This is a genomic window from Streptomyces sp. NRRL S-87 (assembly GCF_000719335.1).
GTDB lineage: Bacteria > Actinomycetota > Actinomycetes > Streptomycetales > Streptomycetaceae > Streptomyces.
The window spans coordinates 12,001-31,164 of the sequence record NZ_JOGB01000050.1 but is presented as its reverse complement, the minus strand read 5'-3'; the positions used below and the strand labels follow the sequence as shown (position 1 = coordinate 31,164).

15 protein-coding genes are annotated in these 19,164 nt (G+C 72.7%); 11 read left to right on the top strand and 4 right to left on the bottom strand.

What is annotated here, in order from left to right; translation table 11 throughout:
* The first annotated feature begins 30 nt into the window (after window positions 1-30).
* From ilvN to serA, 3 genes are all read left to right on the top strand, one after another.
* Entirely contained in the window at window positions 31-555 is a 525-nt protein-coding gene (gene ilvN / locus IF43_RS0126855) for an acetolactate synthase small subunit (protein WP_030205858.1), read from the top strand.
* Window positions 556-694: 139 nt separating this feature from the next.
* Complete coding sequence (gene ilvC / locus IF43_RS0126850) at window positions 695-1,696, top strand: ketol-acid reductoisomerase (protein WP_030205857.1); 1,002 nt, start codon at window positions 695-697, stop codon at window positions 1,694-1,696.
* 297 nt (window positions 1,697-1,993) lie between these two features.
* Complete coding sequence (serA, locus tag IF43_RS0126845) at window positions 1,994-3,583, top strand: phosphoglycerate dehydrogenase (RefSeq protein WP_030205855.1); 1,590 nt, start codon at window positions 1,994-1,996, stop codon at window positions 3,581-3,583.
* 124 nt (window positions 3,584-3,707) lie between these two features.
* Here serA and IF43_RS0126840 read toward each other — a convergent pair whose 3' ends face one another.
* Window positions 3,708-5,300: an MFS transporter gene (locus tag IF43_RS0126840; RefSeq protein WP_051796235.1), complete on the bottom strand. Its 1,593-nt coding sequence runs from the start codon at window positions 5,298-5,300 to the stop codon at window positions 3,708-3,710.
* A gap of 97 nt (window positions 5,301-5,397) precedes the next feature.
* On the opposite strand from IF43_RS0126840, the gene IF43_RS0126835 reads away from it, so the two are divergent.
* From IF43_RS0126835 to IF43_RS0126825, 3 genes are all read left to right on the top strand, one after another.
* Window positions 5,398-5,982: a TetR/AcrR family transcriptional regulator gene (locus IF43_RS0126835; protein WP_030205850.1), complete on the top strand. Its 585-nt coding sequence runs from the start codon at window positions 5,398-5,400 to the stop codon at window positions 5,980-5,982.
* Window positions 5,983-6,106: 124 nt separating this feature from the next.
* Window positions 6,107-7,051, top strand: a complete 945-nt coding sequence (locus IF43_RS0126830) for a hypothetical protein (RefSeq protein ID WP_030205846.1) — start codon at window positions 6,107-6,109, stop codon at window positions 7,049-7,051.
* Between the two features lie 229 nt (window positions 7,052-7,280).
* Window positions 7,281-8,990 (top strand): FAD-dependent monooxygenase, encoded by a 1,710-nt coding sequence (locus tag IF43_RS0126825; RefSeq protein ID WP_030205831.1) that lies wholly within the window; start codon window positions 7,281-7,283, stop codon window positions 8,988-8,990.
* Between the two features lie 84 nt (window positions 8,991-9,074).
* Here the strand turns inward: IF43_RS0126825 and IF43_RS0126820 are convergent, their stop codons facing one another.
* The gene (locus tag IF43_RS0126820; RefSeq protein ID WP_030205828.1) at window positions 9,075-10,274 is read right to left on the bottom strand and encodes a helix-turn-helix domain-containing protein; all 1,200 of its coding nucleotides are present in this window, start codon (window positions 10,272-10,274) and stop codon (window positions 9,075-9,077) included.
* 193 nt (window positions 10,275-10,467) lie between these two features.
* On the opposite strand from IF43_RS0126820, the gene IF43_RS0126815 reads away from it, so the two are divergent.
* Together IF43_RS0126815 and pruA are read left to right on the top strand one after the other, a co-directional pair.
* Window positions 10,468-11,394, top strand: coding sequence for a proline dehydrogenase family protein (locus tag IF43_RS0126815; protein ID WP_030205827.1), 927 nt, complete (start codon window positions 10,468-10,470; stop codon window positions 11,392-11,394).
* Window positions 11,395-11,414: 20 nt separating this feature from the next.
* Entirely contained in the window at window positions 11,415-13,046 is a 1,632-nt protein-coding gene (gene pruA / locus IF43_RS0126810) for an L-glutamate gamma-semialdehyde dehydrogenase (RefSeq protein WP_030205826.1), read from the top strand.
* A 170-nt stretch (window positions 13,047-13,216) separates the two neighbouring features.
* Here pruA and IF43_RS0126805 read toward each other — a convergent pair whose 3' ends face one another.
* Together IF43_RS0126805 and IF43_RS0126800 are read right to left on the bottom strand one after the other, a co-directional pair.
* Complete coding sequence (locus IF43_RS0126805) at window positions 13,217-15,247, bottom strand: phosphocholine-specific phospholipase C (RefSeq protein WP_030205825.1); 2,031 nt, start codon at window positions 15,245-15,247, stop codon at window positions 13,217-13,219.
* A gap of 149 nt (window positions 15,248-15,396) precedes the next feature.
* Window positions 15,397-16,407 (bottom strand): NADP-dependent oxidoreductase, encoded by a 1,011-nt coding sequence (locus tag IF43_RS0126800; RefSeq protein WP_030205824.1) that lies wholly within the window; start codon window positions 16,405-16,407, stop codon window positions 15,397-15,399.
* 102 nt (window positions 16,408-16,509) lie between these two features.
* Here IF43_RS0126800 and IF43_RS0126795 point away from each other — a divergent pair, with 102 nt between their 5' ends.
* From IF43_RS0126795 to IF43_RS0126785, 3 genes are all read left to right on the top strand, one after another.
* Window positions 16,510-17,412 carry a LysR family transcriptional regulator gene (locus IF43_RS0126795; protein ID WP_030205823.1) on the top strand — a complete coding sequence of 301 codons (903 nt, stop codon included), beginning with the start codon at window positions 16,510-16,512 and terminating at the stop codon, window positions 17,410-17,412.
* A gap of 247 nt (window positions 17,413-17,659) precedes the next feature.
* The gene (locus tag IF43_RS41110; RefSeq protein ID WP_107048601.1) at window positions 17,660-17,800 is read left to right on the top strand and encodes a hypothetical protein; all 141 of its coding nucleotides are present in this window, start codon (window positions 17,660-17,662) and stop codon (window positions 17,798-17,800) included.
* Between the two features lie 114 nt (window positions 17,801-17,914).
* A complete protein-coding gene (locus IF43_RS0126785; RefSeq protein WP_030205822.1) occupies window positions 17,915-18,955 on the top strand; it encodes a 3-isopropylmalate dehydrogenase in 1,041 nt (346 codons plus the stop codon).
* Window positions 18,956-19,164: the final 209 nt, after the last annotated feature.

Here is a 19,164-nt window from a genome sequence, read left to right as displayed (position 1 = left end):
GAGCGAAGAGCGAAAGAGAGAACGACTCACATGTCCAAGCACACGCTCTCCGTCCTGGTCGAGAACACCCCCGGCATCCTCGCCCGGATCGCCGCCCTGTTCTCCCGCCGCGGGTTCAACATCGACTCCCTCGCGGTCGGCGTCACCGAGCACCCCGACATCTCCCGCATCACGATCGTCGTCAACGTCGAGGACCTGCCGCTGGAGCAGGTGACCAAGCAGCTCAACAAGCTGGTCAACGTCCTCAAGATCGTCGAGCTGGAGCCGTCCCACGCCATCCAGCGCGAACTCGTCCTGGTGAAGGTCCGCGCCGACAACGAGACCCGCTCCCAGATCGTCGAGATCGTCCAGCTGTTCCGCGCGAAGACCGTCGACGTCTCCCCGGAGGCCGTCACCATCGAGGCCACCGGCGGCGCCGACAAGCTGGAGGCCATGCTCAAGATGCTGGAGCCCTTCGGCATCAAGGAGCTCGTCCAGTCCGGCACGATCGCCATAGGGCGCGGCGGCCGCTCCATCACCGACCGCAGCCTGCGCGCCCTCGACCGCAGCGCCTGACGCCACGCCGGACGCCACGCCGGGCCCCGTCCGACGGGCGCCCGGCCCCCCGAGCCCGTATACCGAGACCGGTAGACCGCAACACCGCCCCCCGCCGTACGGTGGGAAGCAGAAGCACCAAGACCAAGGAGATTTCGCAGTGGCCGAGCTGTTCTACGAGTCCGACGCCGACCTGTCCATCATCCAGGGCCGCAAGGTCGCGGTCATCGGCTACGGCAGCCAGGGCCACGCCCACGCGCTGTCGCTGCGCGACTCCGGCGTCGACGTGCGCGTCGGCCTGCAGGAGGGTTCCAAGTCCAAGGCCAAGGCCGAGGAGCAGGGCCTGCGCGTGGTCTCCGTGGCCGAGGCCGCGGCCGAGGCCGACGTCATCATGATCCTGACCCCGGACCCGATCCAGGCCCAGGTCTACGAGGAGTCCATCAAGGACAACCTGAAGGAGGGCGACGCGCTCTTCTTCGGCCACGGCTTCAACGTCCGCTACGGCTTCATCAAGCCCCCGGCCCACGTCGACGTCGCCCTCGTCGCCCCTAAGGGCCCGGGCCACCTGGTCCGCCGCCAGTACGAGGAGGGCCGCGGCGTGCCGTGCATCGCGGCCGTCGAGCAGGACTTCACCGGCAGCGCCTTCGCGCTGGCCCTGTCGTACGCCGCCGGCATCGGCGGCACCCGCGCCGGCGTCATCAAGACCACGTTCACCGAGGAGACCGAGACCGACCTGTTCGGTGAGCAGGCCGTCCTCTGCGGTGGCGCCTCCGCCCTGGTCAAGGCCGGCTTCGAGGTCCTGACCGAGGCCGGCTACCAGCCGGAGATCGCGTACTTCGAGTGCCTCCACGAGCTGAAGCTCATCGTCGACCTCATGTACGAGGGCGGCCTGGAGAAGATGCGCTGGTCCGTCTCCGAGACCGCCGAGTGGGGCGACTACATCACCGGCCCGCGCGTCATCACCGACGCCACCAAGGCCGAGATGAAGAAGGTCCTCGCCGAGATCCAGGACGGCACCTTCGCCAAGACCTGGATGGAGGAGTACCACGGCGGTCTGAAGAAGTACAACGAGTACAAGAACGCCGACTCCGAGCACCTGCTGGAGACCACCGGCAAGAAGCTGCGCAAGCTCATGAGCTGGGTCGACAGCGACGAGAGCTGATCCGGAGCGGCGGGGCCGGGGCGTACGCGTCCCGGCCCCGCCGTCCCTGGGCGTCCGCCCGCTCCGGCCGGACCGGTCCGGCCCCGCGGTGGGGGCCGCCCCACCCCGCTTGTCCACGCCGTCCAACCACGGACGGGTGATCCTTCCGCTCAGGCGGAAAACAAGCGGCGGTCCGCCACTACACTGCTCAACACATACGCGTCAGGCCCACAGTGTCGTGCGTCTTCCACGCGGCTACCCCCTCCACCGCATGCGGCCGTCGGGACGGCCGTCCGCACTGGACTTGTGAGGACCCACGTGAGCTCGAAACCTGTCGTACTCATCGCCGAAGAGCTGTCGCCCGCCACGGTCGAGGCCCTCGGACCCGACTTCGAGATCCGCCACTGCAACGGAGCCGACCGCGCGGAGCTGCTGCCCGCCGTCGTGGACGTCGACGCGATCCTCGTCCGCTCCGCCACCAAGGTCGACGCGGAGGCCATCGCCGCCGCCAAGAAGCTCAAGGTCGTCGCCCGCGCCGGCGTCGGCCTCGACAACGTCGACGTCTCCGCCGCCACCAAGGCCGGCGTCATGGTCGTGAACGCCCCGACCTCCAACATCGTCACCGCAGCCGAGCTCGCCTGCGGTCTGCTGGTCGCCACCGCGCGCAACATCCCGCAGGCCAACACCGCCCTGAAGAACGGCGAGTGGAAGCGCAGCAAGTACACGGGCGTCGAGCTCAGCGAGAAGACGCTCGGCGTCGTCGGCCTCGGCCGCATCGGCGTCCTGGTCGCCCAGCGGATGTCCGCGTTCGGCATGAAGGTCGTCGCCTACGACCCGTACGTGCAGCCCGCGCGCGCTGCCCAGATGGGCGTCAAGATGCTCTCCCTCGACGAGCTGCTCGAGGTCGCCGACTTCATCACCGTGCACCTGCCGAAGACCCCCGAGACCCTCGGCCTCATCGGTGACGAGGCGCTGCACAAGGTCAAGCCGACCGTCCGCATCGTCAACGCCGCGCGCGGCGGCATCGTGGACGAGGCCGCCCTCTACTCGGCCCTCAAGGAGGGCCGCGTCGCCGGCGCCGGCCTCGACGTGTACGCGAAGGAGCCCTGCACGGACTCCCCGCTGTTCGAGCTCGACGAGGTCGTGTGCACCCCGCACCTGGGCGCCTCCACCGACGAGGCCCAGGAGAAGGCCGGCATCGCCGTCGCCAAGTCGGTGCGCCTCGCGCTCGCCGGCGAGCTGGTGCCGGACGCGGTGAACGTCCAGGGCGGCGTCATCGCCGAGGACGTACGCCCGGGCCTGCCGCTCGCCGAGAAGCTCGGCCGCATCTTCACCGCCCTCGCGGGCGAGGTTGCGGTCCGCCTCGACGTCGAGGTCTGCGGCGAGATCACCCAGCACGACGTCAAGGTGCTCGAACTCTCCGCGCTCAAGGGCGTCTTCGAGGACGTGGTCGACGAGACCGTGTCGTACGTCAACGCCCCGCTGTTCGCGCAGGAGCGCGGCGTCGAGGTACGCCTGACCACCAGCTCGGAGTCGCCGGACCACCGCAACGTGGTGACCGTGCGCGGCACCCTGGCGGACGGCCAGGACGTGGCCGTCTCCGGCACGCTGGCCGGCCCCAAGCACCTGCAGAAGATCGTCGGCATCGGCGGCTACGACGTGGACCTGTCGCTGGCCGACCACATGGTCGTGCTGCGCTACCAGGACCGCCCGGGTGTCGTCGGCACCGTCGGCCGGGTCCTCGGTGAGGCCGGGCTGAACATCGCCGGCATGCAGGTGGCGCGCGCGGAGGAGCACGGCGAGGCGCTCGCGGTGCTGACCGTGGACGACACCGTACCGGCGGGCGTTCTCGCGGAGATCGCGGAGGAGATCGGCGCCGCCTCGGCGCGGTCGGTCAACCTCGGCTGATCCGGCCGTACGCAGGACGACGGAGAAGGGCCCGGGTGATCCCGGGCCCTTCTGCGTGTCTGCGTGTCTGCGTGTCTCCGTGTCTGCGTGCCCCCGGCACCCGCCGCGGGCGCGCGGGTCAGCGTCAGCAGGCGGCGTGGGTGGGGCGGGCGGCCCCGTCGGCCGGGTCCGCCGCGGGATCGGTGGCGGGGGCGGTCGGGGTGGCGGTCGGGGGGGTGGCCGGGTCGCCCTGGGCGCCGCGGTCGCGCAGCAGGGAGGCGGTGACGACCGCGGTGGCCAGCAGCAGGGCCGCCGTGCCGAAGGCCATGTACTGCATGCCGTGGACGAAGGCTTCGCGGGCCAGGGCCAGCAGGGTGTCGCCGGCGCGTCCGCCGAGCTGCCCGGCCGCGGCCACCGCACCGCCCAGGGTCTCCCGGGCCGCCGCCGGCTCGACCCCGGCGAGGTCGGAGCGGTAGACCGCGGTGCCGAGGCTGCCGAGGGCGGCCATCCCCAGGGCGCCGCCGAACTCCTGGCCGGTCTCCAGCAGCGAGGCGGCCGAACCGGCCTTCTCCGCGGGGGCGGTGGCCAGGGCCATGTCGGAGACCAGGGCCATCACGGTGACCATGCCCGAGGCGAGCACCGCACAGCCGGCCAGCACCAGCCACAGCGAGTCGGTCCCGACGCCGGTGAGCAGGACGAATCCGGCCGCGGCCAGGGCGAAGCCGGCGGCGATCACGTACGCCCGGTCCACCTTCCGGGCGACGCCCGTGGCGATCGGGGCGGTGGCGCCGACGGCCACGGACGGGGCCAGGCTCCACAGCGCCGCCTCCAGCGGGGCCATGCCGAGCACGGACTGCAGGTACTGGGTGCTGAAGTACGCGGAGCCCATCATCCCGAAGGCGGCGACGGTGTTGAGGCCGATGCCGGCTCCGAAGCCGCGGTGGCGGAACAGCGCCCGGTCGATCATCGCGTCCCGGCGGCGCCGCTGGCGCAGGACGAAGAGCGCACCCACGGCCAGACCGGCCGCGATGCAGGCGGCGTACCGGGCCTCGAAGCCCTCGGCGGCCAGCTCCTTGAGCCCGTAGACCACCGGCAGCACAGCGCCCGTCGACAGCGGCACGCTCAGCAGGTCGAAGCGGCCGGGCGCGGGGTCCTTGAACTCCGGGACCAGGACCGGGGCGAGGACGAGCAGCAGCACCATCGCCGGGACGTTCACCAGGAAGACCGAGCCCCACCAGAAGTGCTCCAGCAGCAGGCCGCTGAAGACCGAGCCGAGGGCCACGCCGCCGGCCATCGCCGCGGACCAGATGCCGACGGCCTTCGAGCGCTGGGCATCGTCCTGGAAGAGGTTGCGGACCAGGGCCATGGTCGAGGGCATCAGCGTGGCCCCGCCGACGCCCAGCAGCACGCGGGCGGCGATGAGCATCTCGGCGCTCTGGGCGTACGCGGCCGCCACGGAGGCGAGGCCGAAGGCGCCGGCGCCCAGGAGGAGGAGCTTGCGGCGGCCGATCCGGTCGCCGAGCGAGCCCATCGTGATCAGCAGTCCGGCCAGGGCGAAGCCGTAGCTGTCGAAGATCCACAGCTGCTGGGTCGCCGTCGGGTCGAGCTCGCGGGTGATGGAGGGGACCGCGAAGTACAGGACGGAGACGTCCATGGAGACCAGGAGCAGGGGCAGCAGGAGGACGGTGAAGGCGGTCCACTCCCGGCGGCCGGCGCGTCGTGCGGCGGAGTTCGTCATGCCGAGAAATGTACAGACGTCATAAACGCTTGTCTATGACGGATGTATGGAACGTCTGTCTGTGACGCTCGTACGGGTCGGCGCTAGGCTCGGACCCATGGGACACAAGGAAGATCTGCTCGACGGCGCGAAGAAGTGCCTGATGGACAAGGGCTTCGTGCGCACCACCGCACGCGACATCGTCAACGCCTCGGGCGCGAACCTGGCCTCGATCGGCTACCACTACGGTTCGAAGGACGCCCTGCTGATGCAGGCTTTCCTCGCGTTGATGGAGGAGTGGGGCGACTCGGTCATGCCCTCGGCCGGCGCCGCGGAGGGGAAGGGGGGCTCGCTGGAGCGCTTCCGCTCGCTGTGGGAGTCCTTCCTGAGCACCGAGGAGGCGACCCGGCCGCTGTGGCGGGCGAACCTCGAGGTGGCGATGCAGGACGACCGCCTCCCGGAGCTGCGCGCGCTGCTCGTCTCCTCCCAGGAGGAGGGGCGCAGGGGACTCGTGGCCACGTTCACCGGAGTGCCCGAGGAGGACGTCACCGAGGAGGACGTCGTCACCCTCGGCGCCTTCTACCAGGCGCTCCTCGGCGGAGTGATGATCCAGCGGATGTTCGCCCCCGAGGCCGCGGTCACCGCGGAGCAGCTCACGCAGGGCCTGCGGCGCGCGGCCGAGTTGGCGGCGGAGCGGGGCTGAGCCCACCGCCCCCGTGCGCGCCGGGAACCGCGGGCGGGGCGGCCCCGTCACATCCCCGACCGGCCGGTAACCACTACCGGAGCAGGCCAGGGCCGTAGCGGCAGTACGGGGTGAGGGGGACGGTGTGGAACGCAGGTCGTTAGGGACGTCGTCGGGGTGGCGCGCGCGGACGCTCGCCGCGGCGCTGGCGGTGGGCGCGCTGCTCGCCGGCTGCTCCGGTCCGTACCGCAGCGAAGAGCGGTACCCGGGCGAAGGTCCCGACACCGGGCCGCGGATCTGGCAGGTGGCCCGCGCCTGGGACGCCTCACTGGCCGCACGGGCCTGGCGCGACGGGTTCTTCCCGCTCGACCCGCTCGTCAGGCTGCCCGCGGGGGGCTGGCGCAGCGCGGCGGACCGGCGGGCGTACGAGCGGCAGGACCTGGTGTTCCGGTCCGACCCGGCGTTCACGGTCCCGTCCGTGCCGGGGACCGTCCGGTGGGCGGACGGCAGGACCCTGGAGCTGCCGGTGATGCCGGCCGTCGAGGCGTACCGCGCCCTGGCGCCCGGCGGGGGGCGTGGCGCGGGCCGTGGAACCGGCCCCGGCGCCGGCCGTGGCGGGGAGGGGTCGCTGGTCGTCACGCGGGCGGAGCTGGGGGAGCTGGCCGTGCGCACCAGCCGCGGTCCGGCCCGGGTGCCGGCCTGGCAGTTCACCGTGGCGGGGTACGACACCCCGCTCGTGCGCGTCGCGGTCGACCCCTCGCCGGTCCCCAAGGCCCCGATCGGGCCCGCCGGTCCGAGCGCGTCGGCGCTGTCGCTGGTGTCGGTCTCGGCCGACGGACGGGTCCTCACGCTCTCCGCGGGCCACGGGGCGTGCGACGGGGGCGCGCGGGTGGACGTGCTCGAGGGGATCGACGCGGTGGTGCTCGAGGCTGGGGCGGAGCCGGCGCGGCGCGGCGGGTCCGGCAACTGCCCGGCCGTCCTGCTCCACCAGACGGTCGAGGTCACCCTGGCCAGCCCGCTGGCGGGGCGGACGCCGGTGGACGCGCACACGGGCGGTCCGGTCGCCATGCCGGGGATCCGGGCGCGCTGACCCGTCCGGTCGGCACCCGGCCGCCTGGGGAGTGCGGGCCGCCGCGCCTGCACGGCCACCCGGCCGTCCCGTGCGCACGATGGGGCGGGCGGCCGATGGGCCCCGGCGGGTCCCCGGGTGGACAGGGGGCCCCCGGCGGATCTCCGGCGGGCGGACGGGAGCTCGGCCGGATCTCCGGCGGGCGAACGGGGCTCCGGCGGCCCCCGGACGAGCGGCAGAGGAGCGTGGCATGGCCGAGGCGGGCGGCGACTGCGAGGTGGACGTACTGGTCGTCGGGGGCGGCCCGGTCGGGCTCACGGCCCGGGCGCTCCTGGAACGGTGGGGCGTACGGGTGCTGGTGGTCGAGAAGCACCGCGAGCTGTCGCCCTTCCCGCGGTCGCGGCTGGTCAACGTGCGCTCGATGGAGATCTTCCGCCAGCTGGGGCTGGCCGCCGGGATCACGGCCCGGGCCTTCGCGCCGGAGTACGGCCGGGTCCGCTTCCGCGACACCCTGCACGACCGGGACTTCGCCACCGCGGCGATGGCCGGCGTGCACGACCCGGTCCCCGTCAGCCCCGTCACGGGGGTGGTCACCTCCCAGGACCGGCTGGAACCGCTGCTGCTCGGTGCGGCCCGGGCGCCGGTGCGGTTCGGGGCCGAACTGACCGGCCTGGCCGAGGACGGCGACGGCGTCACGGCCGTGCTCCGGGCCGGCGAGGGCGGCGCCGAGGCGCGGGTCCGGGCCCGGTACGTCGTGGGCGCCGACGGCGCGCACTCCACCGTCCGGGGGCTGTTGGGCATCGGCACCACCGGCCCGGGGGAGTTGGGGGCCGTCACCACCGTCGTGTTCGACGCCGACCTCGGCCCGTGGCGCGCCCGGCAGCCGGCCGGCGTGTACTTCACGGCGCACGGGTCGTTCATGCCGCTCTACCCCGAGGGGGGTTGGGCCTGGTTCGGCCCCACCCCCGAGGACACGGCGGGTACGGACTGGGCGCGACTCGTCGCCGACGCGCTGGGTGCGGGTGCGGGTGCGGGTGCGGGTGCGGGTGCGGGCGGGGGCCTGGGCGTGGGTACGGGTTCGGGTGCGGGCCCGGGCCCCCGGGTTCTGCGGGTCCAGCACTGGGTGATGAACGCGTTCGTCGCCGACCGGTTCCGGCGCGGCCGGGTCCTGCTCGCCGGGGACGCCGCGCACGCCGTCCCCATCATCGGGGGGCTCGGCATGAACGCCGGCATCGCCGACGTGCACAACCTGTGCTGGAAGCTGGCCGGCGTCCTCCGCGGCTGGGCCGGACCGGGCGTGCTGGAGACCTACGGGACCGAACGGGAACCGGTCGCCCGGCGGACGCTCGACGAGGCGGTCGCCAACACCCGGCAGCTGGTCCAGGTGCAGAACCGGCTGCGCGAGCAGGCCCGGGCCGGCGGAGCGCCGCCGGAGCCGGCCGAACTCCCCTGGTCGGACCGGTACTTCGCGCAACTCGGGCTGGTGCTCGGCGTCACCTACCGCTCCGAGGCGGTGCTGGTGGGTGGGGGTGAAGAGGAGGAAATGCTACGCGAGGGGGTGGACGGTGTGCCGGTCGCGCGCGAGGGGGCGGACGGTGTTCCGGTCGTTCCGTCCGTTCAGTCCGTTCCGTCCGTCGAGTACGTGCCCACCGCCGGGCCGGGTCGACGCATGCCCCACCTCTGGACGGCCGACGGCCGGTCCACGATCGACGCCCTCGGGGAGTGGTTCACCCTGTTCACCCCCGATCCCGCGGGCTGGGCGGGACGGGACGACGGACCCGTGCCGCTGCGCGTCGAGCCCCTGCCGGGCGAGCACCTCGACGCCTGCGGCATCGGACCGTCCGGAGCCTTGCTCGTCCGGCCGGACGGCCACGTGGCCGCCCGCTGGCCCGAGCGCCCGGCGGACGGCGACCCGCTCCGCCGCGGCCTGGCCGCGATCACGGGGGCGGCGGCGCCCTGACGGGGTCGGGGGCGTCCCGGAGCTGCGGAAGTGTCCCGTGGCCGAACTACTCGCGGGACCGGGGGCTTCGTGGTGGCGGCCCGCTCACGGACCGAGCCGGGCCGCCTTCAGGGCCATGTGCAGCAGCAGGCGGTCCTCGCCGTCGTCGAGGTCGAGTCCCGTGAGGGCCTCCACCCGCGAGAGGCGGTAGTAGAGCGTCTGCCGGTGGATGCCCAGGGCCGCCGCCGCCCGCCCGGCCTGGCCGGCGCAGTCGAGGAACACCTCGGCGGTGCGGGCCAGCTCCGGGTTGGCCGGGCTCAGCAGCGCGCGCGTCGCCGGGTCGTCCGCCGGGCCGAGCGCCGCCAGCATCCGGTACGGGCCGATCGCCGACCACTGCGCCACCGGGCCCAGCCGGGGCTGCGCGCGGGCCGCCCGGGCGGCCGCCGCGGCCTGCCGCCATGCGGTGGCGAGCTCGGCGAGGTCCCGTACGGGCTCCGACACCCCCGCGGCCGCCCCGCCCGCGCCGGCGGCCCCGGCCACCCGGGCCGCGGCGGCCGTGGCGGGGGTCAGCGCGTCGGCCGTACGGAGGCGGACCAGCAGGGCCAGTGCCCGGTCGTCGGCCGGCACGTCACCCGGCCGGCCGTCCCCGGCGTCCCCGCCGGACGGACCCTCCGGTGCGAGCGGGCCGCGCCACGGCGCCACGCCCATCGCCGCCACGGCCGGCACCGGCCCCGGCACCTCACCCGACCAGGGGGCCACGCACACCAGCGCGTGCAGCCCGTCCGCCGCCGCACCCAGGGCCGCCCGCAGCGCGGCCGCGGCCATGTCCCGCTGCCAGCCCCGCCCGGCCGTCAGCACGGTCCGGAACTCCCGCGACAGGTCCGCCCCGGCCTTCGCCTCGTCCGCCAGGAGCACGCCGATCCGCTCGGCCACCTCCATGGCCGCCGCCAGCTGCTCCGGGTCCGGCCCCGGCTCCGCGTCCAGCAGCCACACGTACCCGTGGACGATCCCGCGGTGGCGCACCGGCAGGCAGATCCGCCCGCGGAACACCCCCGCGTCCGGCGCCGCCGGGATCCGTACCGGCCCGGTCGCCCGGGCGATCCCGAAGCCCTCGAACCAGCTGCGCACCGCCGCCGTGGACCGGCGGGTCAGGATCGAGCGGGTCCGCACCGGGTCCATGGCCAGGTCGTCGTCGCTGTCGTGGGCGCCGAAGGCGATCAGGCGGAAGTCCCGGTTCTCCAGGGTCGCCGGGGCGCCCAGCAGCGCCGAGATCTCGTCCACCAGCTCCTGGTAATCGGCCTTCACGCGGCCATTCTCCCATCGCCGGCGGGCCCCTTCAGACAGATGTCTGAAGTCGCGGCCACGGATGCGTGACAGCTGTCGATAGCCCAGGATTCAGGAGATCCTTAGGTTTCACGGTGGTTTTATTTGCGTTCCTTTGACGGACATCGCCCACACCCGCGATGTCGGTCCCTCTGCCACCCGTTGGAGGTGCCCCGTGCTGGGTCCCCTGATCCTCGCCGCGTCCCGCAGCGACAAGATGCGCAAGATCGTCTCTGCCGCTCCGGTCACGAAGCCCGTGGTGAACCGCTTCATCCCCGGTGAGACGGTCGACCAGGTGATCCCGATCGTCGCGGACCTCTCGCAGAAGGGCCTCGAGGTCACCCTCGACGTCGTCGGCGAGGACATCACCACCGTGGAGCAGTCCTACGCCGCCCGCGACGCGTACCTGGAGCTCATCGAGCACCTCAAGGAGCTGGAGCTGGGCGAGCGGGCCGAGATGTCGGTCAAGCTCTCCATGTTCGGGCAGTCCCTCGAGGGCGGCCACGAGCTGGCCCTGGCCAACGTCCGCCCGGTCGTCGAGGCGGCCGCCGCCATCGGCACGACCGTGACGCTGGACGCCGAGGACCACACCACCCTCGACTCGATGTTCGCCATCCACGAGGAGCTGCGGAAGGACTTCCCGCAGACCGGCTGCGTCATCCAGGCGTACCTCTTCCGCACCGAGGCCGACGCCCGTCGCCTGGCCGCCGCCGGCAGCCGCGTGCGCATCGTCAAGGGCGCCTACAAGGAGCCCGCCTCCGTCGCGTACCAGGACAAGGCGGAGATCGACAAGGCGTACGTCCGCATCCTGAAGACCCTGATGGACGGCGAGGGCTACCCGATGATCGGGTCCCACGACCCGCGCCTGATCGCCATCACCCAGGAGCTGGCCCGCAAGGCCGGGCGCAAGCTGGACGAGTACGAGTTCCAGATGCTCTACGGCATCCGCAGCGAGGAGCACCTGCGGCTGGCTGCCGAGGGGCACCGCATGCGCGTGTACACGGCGTACGGCACCGACTGGTACGGCTACTTCATGCGCCGCCTGGCGGAGAAGCCCGCCAACCTCCTCTTCTTCGTCCGCTCGATGATCACCAAGAACTAGGTCAAGGAGTTACCAGTCCCATGGACGCAGTGACCCAGGTCCCCGCGCCGGTCAACGAGCCGGTCCACAGCTACGCGCCCGGCAGCCCGGAGCGCGCGCGGCTCGAGGCCAAGCTCAAGGAGCTGTCGGAGAACCCGATCGAGCTCCCGATGACCATCGCCGGCGAGAAGCGCATGGGCGGTGGCGACCGCTTCGACGTGGTCCAGCCGCACGACCACAAGTCCGTCATCGGTACGTACGCCAACGCCACCGAGGCGGACGCCCAGGACGCCATCGACGCCGCCCTGGCCGCCGCCCCGGCCTGGCGCGCCATGTCCTTCGACGACCGCGCCGCGATCATCCTGCGCGCCGCCGAGCTGCTGTCCGGCCCGTGGCGCGAGACCCTGGCCGCCTCCACGATGCTGGGCCAGTCGAAGACCGCGCAGCAGGCCGAGATCGACACCCCCTGCGAGCTCGTCGACTTCTGGCGCTTCAACGTCCACTTCGCCCGCCAGATCCTGGCCGAGCAGCCGGTCGCCCACTCCGCCGGCGTGTGGAACCGCAGCGACCACCGCCCGCTCGAGGGCTTCGTCTACGCGATCACGCCGTTCAACTTCACCGCGATCGCCGGCAACCTGCCGACCGCCCCGGCCCTGATGGGCAACGTGGTCGTCTGGAAGCCGTCCCCGACCCAGACCCACGCCGCCGTGCTGCTCATGCAGCTGCTGGAGGAGGCGGGCCTGCCCAAGGGCGTCATCAACCTCGTCACGGGCGACGGCCTGGCCGTCTCCGAGGTCGCCCTGAACCACCCCGAGCTGGCCGGCATCCACTTCACCGGCTCGACCAAGACCTTCCAGTACCTGTGGAAGACGGTCGGCAACAACATCGAGAAGTACCGGTCCTACCCGCGCCTGGTCGGCGAGACCGGCGGCAAGGACTTCGTCGTCGCGCACCCGTCGGCGGACCGCGCGATCCTGAAGACCGCGCTGACCCGCGGCTCCTTCGAGTTCCAGGGCCAGAAGTGCTCCGCGTCCTCCCGCGCGTACGTCCCGGCCTCCATCTGGAACGACGGCTTCAAGGAGCAGTTCGCCGCCGAGGTCGACGGCATCACCATGGGTGACGTCCGAGACCTGTCGAACTTCATCGGCGCCGTCATCGACGAGCGGTCCTTCGCCAAGAACAAGGCCGCCATCGACCGCGCGAAGTCGGACCCGACCTGCACGATCGTCGCCGGCGGCACGTACGACGACTCGGAGGGCTACTTCGTCCGCCCGACCGTCATCGAGTGCACCGACCCGGAGAACGAGGTCTTCACGACCGAGTACTTCGGCCCGATCCTCGCCGTGCACGTCTACGAGGACGACAAGTACGACGAGATGCTCGCGCAGATGGAGAACGTCTCGGCCTACGCCCTGACCGGCTCCGTCATCGCGCAGGACCGCTACGCGGCCGCCGACACGATGGAGAAGCTCCGCTTCGCCGCGGGCAACTTCTACATCAACGACAAGTCGACCGGCGCCGTGGTCGGCCAGCAGCCCTTCGGCGGCGGCCGTGCCTCGGGCACGAACGACAAGGCCGGCGCCGCGTCCAACCTCCTGCGCTGGACCTCGACCCGCTCCATCAAGGAGACGCTGGTCCCGCCGACCGAGTACGGCTACCCCCACATGGGCTGACGCCCCCCGGGCCCCCTCCCGGGCCCACCCGGGTCCGCCCCCGGACGAGCCGCACCTCGTCCGGGGGCCCGGCCCCCTCGAACCCCGCCCCCGCTCCGGTACCCCCAAGCCCGGAGCGGGGGCGGTCTCCATCCACCCACCACGGGCCGGCCTGACCGGGGCGTCGTCGGTCAGCCGCTCACGCTCGGCGCGCCCGTCTCCAGGTGGCCCGTGTAGCGCCGCGACCACGTGCCGTCGGAGCCCGCCAGCACCGTGAAGTCGTACCAGCCGTTGCAGTACGCCACCTGGTTGAAGTAGTCCTCCGTCGAGCCGCCCGCCGGGACCGTGTACGTCCAGGGCCCGTCCGAGCGGTAGGCGTTGGAGCGGATCGTGAACGTGGCCGCGGCGGACGACCGGTTGGTGATCTCGAACCAGAGGGCCAGCTTGCCCGTGCCCTGCTCGACCGCGTAGCGGGCCGCCACCTCGTAGTCCCTGCCCGCCTGGTTGGCGTCGCCGATGAACCGGCGCAGGAAGCGGTTCGGGCCGGTCATCGAGATGTCGTACCTGCCCAGGCCGTAGCCCAGACCGATGTTGAAGGAGTCGGTCGCCGTGCCGCCCGGATCGACGGTGTACTGGTACGGCGTGGTGTCGCGGTGCTGGTGCGGGTGGATCGAGAAGTGCGCGGCGCTCCTGGCCGGAGCGCCCTGGTTGGTCATCGAGAACCAGGCCAGGACCCTGCCGGCGGCGCCGAACTCCAGGCGGTCCAGGTTGCCGTTGACCTGGTACGGCAGGGCGCGGGCCGGCCGGGTGCCCGCCTCGACCGACGGCAGCGCGTTGTCCTGGGGTACCGGGTTCGGCATCGGGGCGCAGGTGGCCTGGCCGATGACCTTCGCCGTGCCCGGCAGGTTCGCCGGTACGCCGTACACCGGGTGGGCGAAGTCGAAGACCCCGGTCAGGTCGCCCGTCACCTTCCGGCGCCACGCGCTGATGTTCGGGCAGGTGGCCGGCCTGCCGAGGGCCGCCGTCCACGTCTCCAGGAACCGCAGCACGGAGGTGTGGTCGAAGACCTCGGAGCTCACCCAGCCGCCCCGGGTCCACGGCGACATCACCAGCATCGGGACCCGGAAGCCGAGCCCGATCGGCACCCCGTCGACGAACTCGCCCGGGGTCCCGGCGGGCGGCACCGGCGGCGGGACGTGGTCGAAGAAGCCGTCGTTCTCGTCGTAGTTGAGGAAGAGGACGGTGGAGTCGAAGACCTCCGGGTTCGCGGCCAGCGCCCGGTGGACGAGGTCCACGAAGTGCGCGCCGTCGCCGGGCGGGGCGTACGGGTGCTCGCTGAAGGCCTCGCTGGCGACGACCCACGACACCTGCGGCAGCGTGCCGGCCAGCGCGTCGGCGCGGATGGCGGCGGCGATGTCGTCGGGGGTGGAGCCGGTGGTCCGCGGCACCGAGCCCATGCCCTTGTCCCACAGCGGGTCGCCGGGCCGGGCGTCGGTGAACTTCTTGAAGTACGCCAGGCCGTTGTCGCCGTAGTTGTCGGCCGCGTTCTGGTAGACCTTCCAGCTCACCCCGGCGCGCTCCAGCGCCTCGGCGTACGTCTCCCAGGTCAGGCCCGACTCCTCCCCGCCGTCCTTGCTGGCGGCCTCCACCTTGCCGCTCCACAGGAACGTCCGGTTGGGGCCGGTCGCGCTGAGCGCGGAGCAGAAGTACGCGTCGCAGACCGTGTAGGCGTCGGCGAGGGCGTAGTGGAACGGGATGTCACCGCGGTCCAGGTAGCCGAGCGTGCGGGTGTTCCCGACGCCGGTGACCCAGTTGTCGAGGCGGCCCTTGTTCCAGGCGGCGTGCTGCGAGGTCCAGCTGTGCGGCAGGTCCCCGGTGCACTGGGCGAGGGTCCGGCCGTCGGCCCCGCCGGCCGGGGGAGTGGCGCTGAGCTTCCACGGGTAGTGGCGGCCGCCCCAGTTGGGCTGGTTGAACATGCCCCAGCCACCGGGGATGTTGACCGCGGCCCGGTCGCCGAAGCCGCGGACGCCCCTGAGGCGGCCGAAGTAGTGGTCGAAGCTGCGGTTCTCCTGCATCAGGATCACCACGTGCTTGACGTCCGTGATCGTGCCGGTGGCGGCCGGCGCGGCCGCCGAGGCCGGGCCGGCGGCCGCGGGCAGCGCGGTCCCCGCCACGAGTCCGGCCCCGATCCCGACGAATCCCCTGCGGCTGATGGGAGTCATGCCCCGCCCTTCACGTCTGCGAGTGTCCCGCGTGCCCCAGCGGCAACGCCGAGCCAAGGGTGGGGGTCAGGCCTCCAAAGGTCTAGATCCGTGCAGTAAGGCGTGGGTCAACTTCCGGTGGCGGATGGAGCGGAGCCGGACGGACCGGTTCAAACCCCCGTCCGCACCAGCATCTTGCCGGTGTTCTCGCCGTGCAGCATCCCGACGAAAGCGTCGACGGTGCGATCGAACCCGTCCATTACGGTCACGTCCACGGTCACCGAACCATTGCGCAGATGCGGGACCAGGAACTCCTCCAGTTCGTCCTGGAGATTGGTGTGGTGGCGAACCAATACGCCCTCCATGCGCAGTGATTTGTGCACGACCTCGAAGAGGTTGCGCGGCGCGGCCGGCGAGCGGTCGCCGTTGTACATCGACAGGGCGCCCACCCAGGCGATGCGGCCGAACTCGCGCAGCGCGTCGATCGCCGCCTCCAGGTGGTCCCCGCCCACGTTGTCCACGTACACGTCGATCCCGTCGGGGGCGGCCGCGGCCAACTGCTCGCCCACCGGCCCGTCGTGGTAGTCGAAGGCCGCGTCGAAGCCCAGCCGTTCGGTCAGGTGGCGCACCTTGGCCGGCGAACCGGCGCTGCCCACGATCCGTCCGGCGCCCAGCAGCCGTGCGATGTGCGCGGTGGCCGTGCCCACCCCGCCCGCGGCCGCCGACACGAAGAGGTCCTCGCCCTTCTCGAAGCGCGCGGTGCGGGTGAGTGCCGCGTACGCCGTCAGGCCGGTGCCGCCGAGGATGCTGAGGTACGCCTCCAGCGGCACGCCCTGCCAGTTCCGCAGCCGGCGCGTGCCGTCCACGCCGGACGCGACGACGGCGTGCGTGCGCCAGCCGCCGCGGTGGAAGACCAGGTCGCCCTCGGCCAGTCCCGGGTCCCGGGAGGCGACGACCCGGCCGACCGCGCGGCCCTCCAGGGGGGCGCCGAGCGCGAAGCCGCCCTCGCCGCCGTCCATCAGGCCGCGGTGGTAGGGGTCCACGGAGAGCAGCAGGTTCTCGACCACGGCCGTGCCGGCCGCGGGGGAGGGCACGGGGCCCTCGACGTACGTGAAGTCGGCGGCGGTGGGGAAGCCGGTGGGTCGGGCGGTCAGGTGCACGTAACGAGCGGTGTCGGTCATGGGCACGACGCTAGGAAGGAATGGCGGACGGAAGCAGGGGGTTGGCCTCATGGCAGCACGAGATCCATGAGCACTGCTCATACGACGAGGTGGGAGCCTCCCATGACCCCCGCGCCCGAACTCGCCCCCCAGGAACTGCGGGTCCTGGCCGCGGTCGCCGACACCGGCTCCTTCACCGCCGCCGCGGTCGCCCTCGGCCTCACCCAGTCGGCGGTGTCCCACTCCGTCCGCGGTACCGAGGCGAAGATCGGCACGGTCCTCTTCACCCGGGGCCGCCGGGGCGCCGCCCCCACCCCCGCCGGTGAACTGGCCGCCGGCCACGCCCGCCGCGTGCTGCGCCAGCTCGACCTCCTCGTCGCCGACGCCCGTTCCGCCGGCCGCGCGCCGGCCGGGGCCCCGCCACGGGCCGCCGGACCGCTGCGCGTCGCCGCCTTCCGCAGCGCCGCCCTGCACCTGCTGCCACCCGCGCTGGAGCGGCTGCACCGCCGGCACCCGGACGTCGAGCCCGAGGTGCGGGTCGTCCGGGAACTGGGCGCCGGTACCGCGGGCGAGGTCGCGGCGGGCCGTGCCGACATCGGGATCGCGACCCTGGGCGGCTCGGCCGCGCTCCCGGAGGGGCTGCTGACCGGCGCGCTCGCCGAGGAGCCGTACTCCCTGGTGCACCCGGCCGGCCATCCGGACCCCAGGGCGCTGCCGCTGGTGGACTGGGACGAGAACTGCGGCTCGTACACCCGGGCCTGGTGGCGGCGGCAGGACTGGATCCCGCGGGCCACCGTGCAGGCCGAGGACGACGGCATGGTGCTCGCCATGGTCGAGCGGGGTCTCGGGATGGCGATCATGCCCGCACTGTCCCTGAACGGAGCAAGCGCCTCCGTCGCGATCGCGGACCTCGGACCCGACCGCCCGACCCGCACCGTGGGCTACGTCACCACCCCCGAGGCCGCTTCCTCCCTGGCCGTGAAAGCCCTGATCAGGGAGTTGCGGGTGGGACACCAGGCGTCTTGAGGGAGCTCTTCCGGGGGAAGTGCCGTCTCAGATAGTAGGAAGTCCGAGTAAGTGCAGAGACATACAGCGCGACCTGTCCTAGCTTTGTAGGAGCCGAACGTCTCGCTGATCCAGCGAATGGCGGCCGTGAGCGCGCGCCCCGCGCAGGCAACCCCTGCGGCGCCCGACTCCCCGCCCCTTCCGGCGCCTTGAAGGAACCCCCTCATGCGCGGTCCCGCCGCGCCGTGATCTCAAGGAGTCGATCACCATGTCCGCAGTCACCGCCGTCCGCCGTGCCCGCGTCCGTCACACCTCCGCCGCCTCTCCCGACGCCGACCGCAAGAACGCCGCGGCCGCCCTCCAGCGCGCCCTGGACCGTCGGGACAACGGCGGCGTGACCGGCCACTGACGCCGGCCGCAGCCCCGCAGACCGACACCTCCGCCGCACCTTGTGCGAAGACACGTCACGTCCGGATGTTGGACGTGATGTGTCAGCGGATGGGACAAGGAGTACGGTGCCGTCATGTCGACCAGCATCAATCTCGCAGTGATCCCCGGCGACGGCATCGGCCAGGAAGTCGTGGCGCAGGGCCTCAAGGTCCTCTCCGCCGTCCTGCCGCAGGACGTGAAGCTGGAGACCAAGGAGTACGACCTCGGCGCCCGGCGCTGGCACCGCACGGGTGAGACCCTCCCGGACGCGGAGCTCGAGTCCCTCAAGCAGCACGACGCCATCCTGCTCGGCGCCATCGGAGACCCCTCGGTCCCCTCCGGCGTGCTCGAGCGTGGCCTGCTGCTCAAGCTCCGGTTCGCCTTCGACCACTACATCAACCTGCGGCCCTCGAAGCTGTTCCCGAACACGGCCACCCCGCTGGCCGGCCGTCCGGAGATCGACTTCGTCGTGGTCCGCGAGGGCACCGAGGGCCCGTACACCGGCAACGGCGGCTCCCTGCGCACCGGCACCCCCGCCGAGGTGGCCACCGAGGTCAGCGTCAACACCGCCTACGGTGTCGAGCGGGTGGTCCGGGACGCGTACGAGCGCGCCGACGCCCGCCCCCGCAAGAAGCTGACCCTCGTCCACAAGAACAACGTGCTCGTGTACGCGGGCCACATGTGGAAGAACATCTTCGACAAGGTCGGCCAGGAGTACCCCGAGGTCACCACCGACTACCTGCACGTCGACGCCGCGACGATCTTCTTCGTCACGCAGCCCGAGCGCTTCGACGTCATCGTCACGGACAACCTCTTCGGCGACATCCTCACCGACCTGGCCGCGGCCGTGACCGGGGGCATCGGCCTGGCCGCCTCCGGCAACATCAACCCCACCGGCGCCTTCCCGTCCATGTTCGAGCCCGTCCACGGCTCGGCCCCGGACATCGCCGGCACCGGCAAGGCCGACCCGACCGCGACGATCCTGTCGGTCGCCCTGCTGCTGCGCCACCTCGGCCACGAGGACCGGGCCGCCCGCATCGAGGACGCCGTCTCCGCCGACCTCGCGGAGCGCGACGGCACGTTCCGCAGCACGGACCAGATCGGCGACGCGCTCGCCGCCCGAGTAGCCGGCTGACCCGGCCGCCCACCCCGATCCACTCCAGTCCGCGCGCCCGTACGAAAGACCAGGGCGCGCGGACCGCACGATCCAGGTGAACAGCCGCCGGGTCGCTCTCCACGGGCCCCGGCGGCTTCTCCTTTGCGGTCCCCGGGTGCCACCATCTTCCCCGGACCGCCACCACCCGTTTCTCCGCAGGCGGCCCCCGCGCGATAATCGAACGTGGG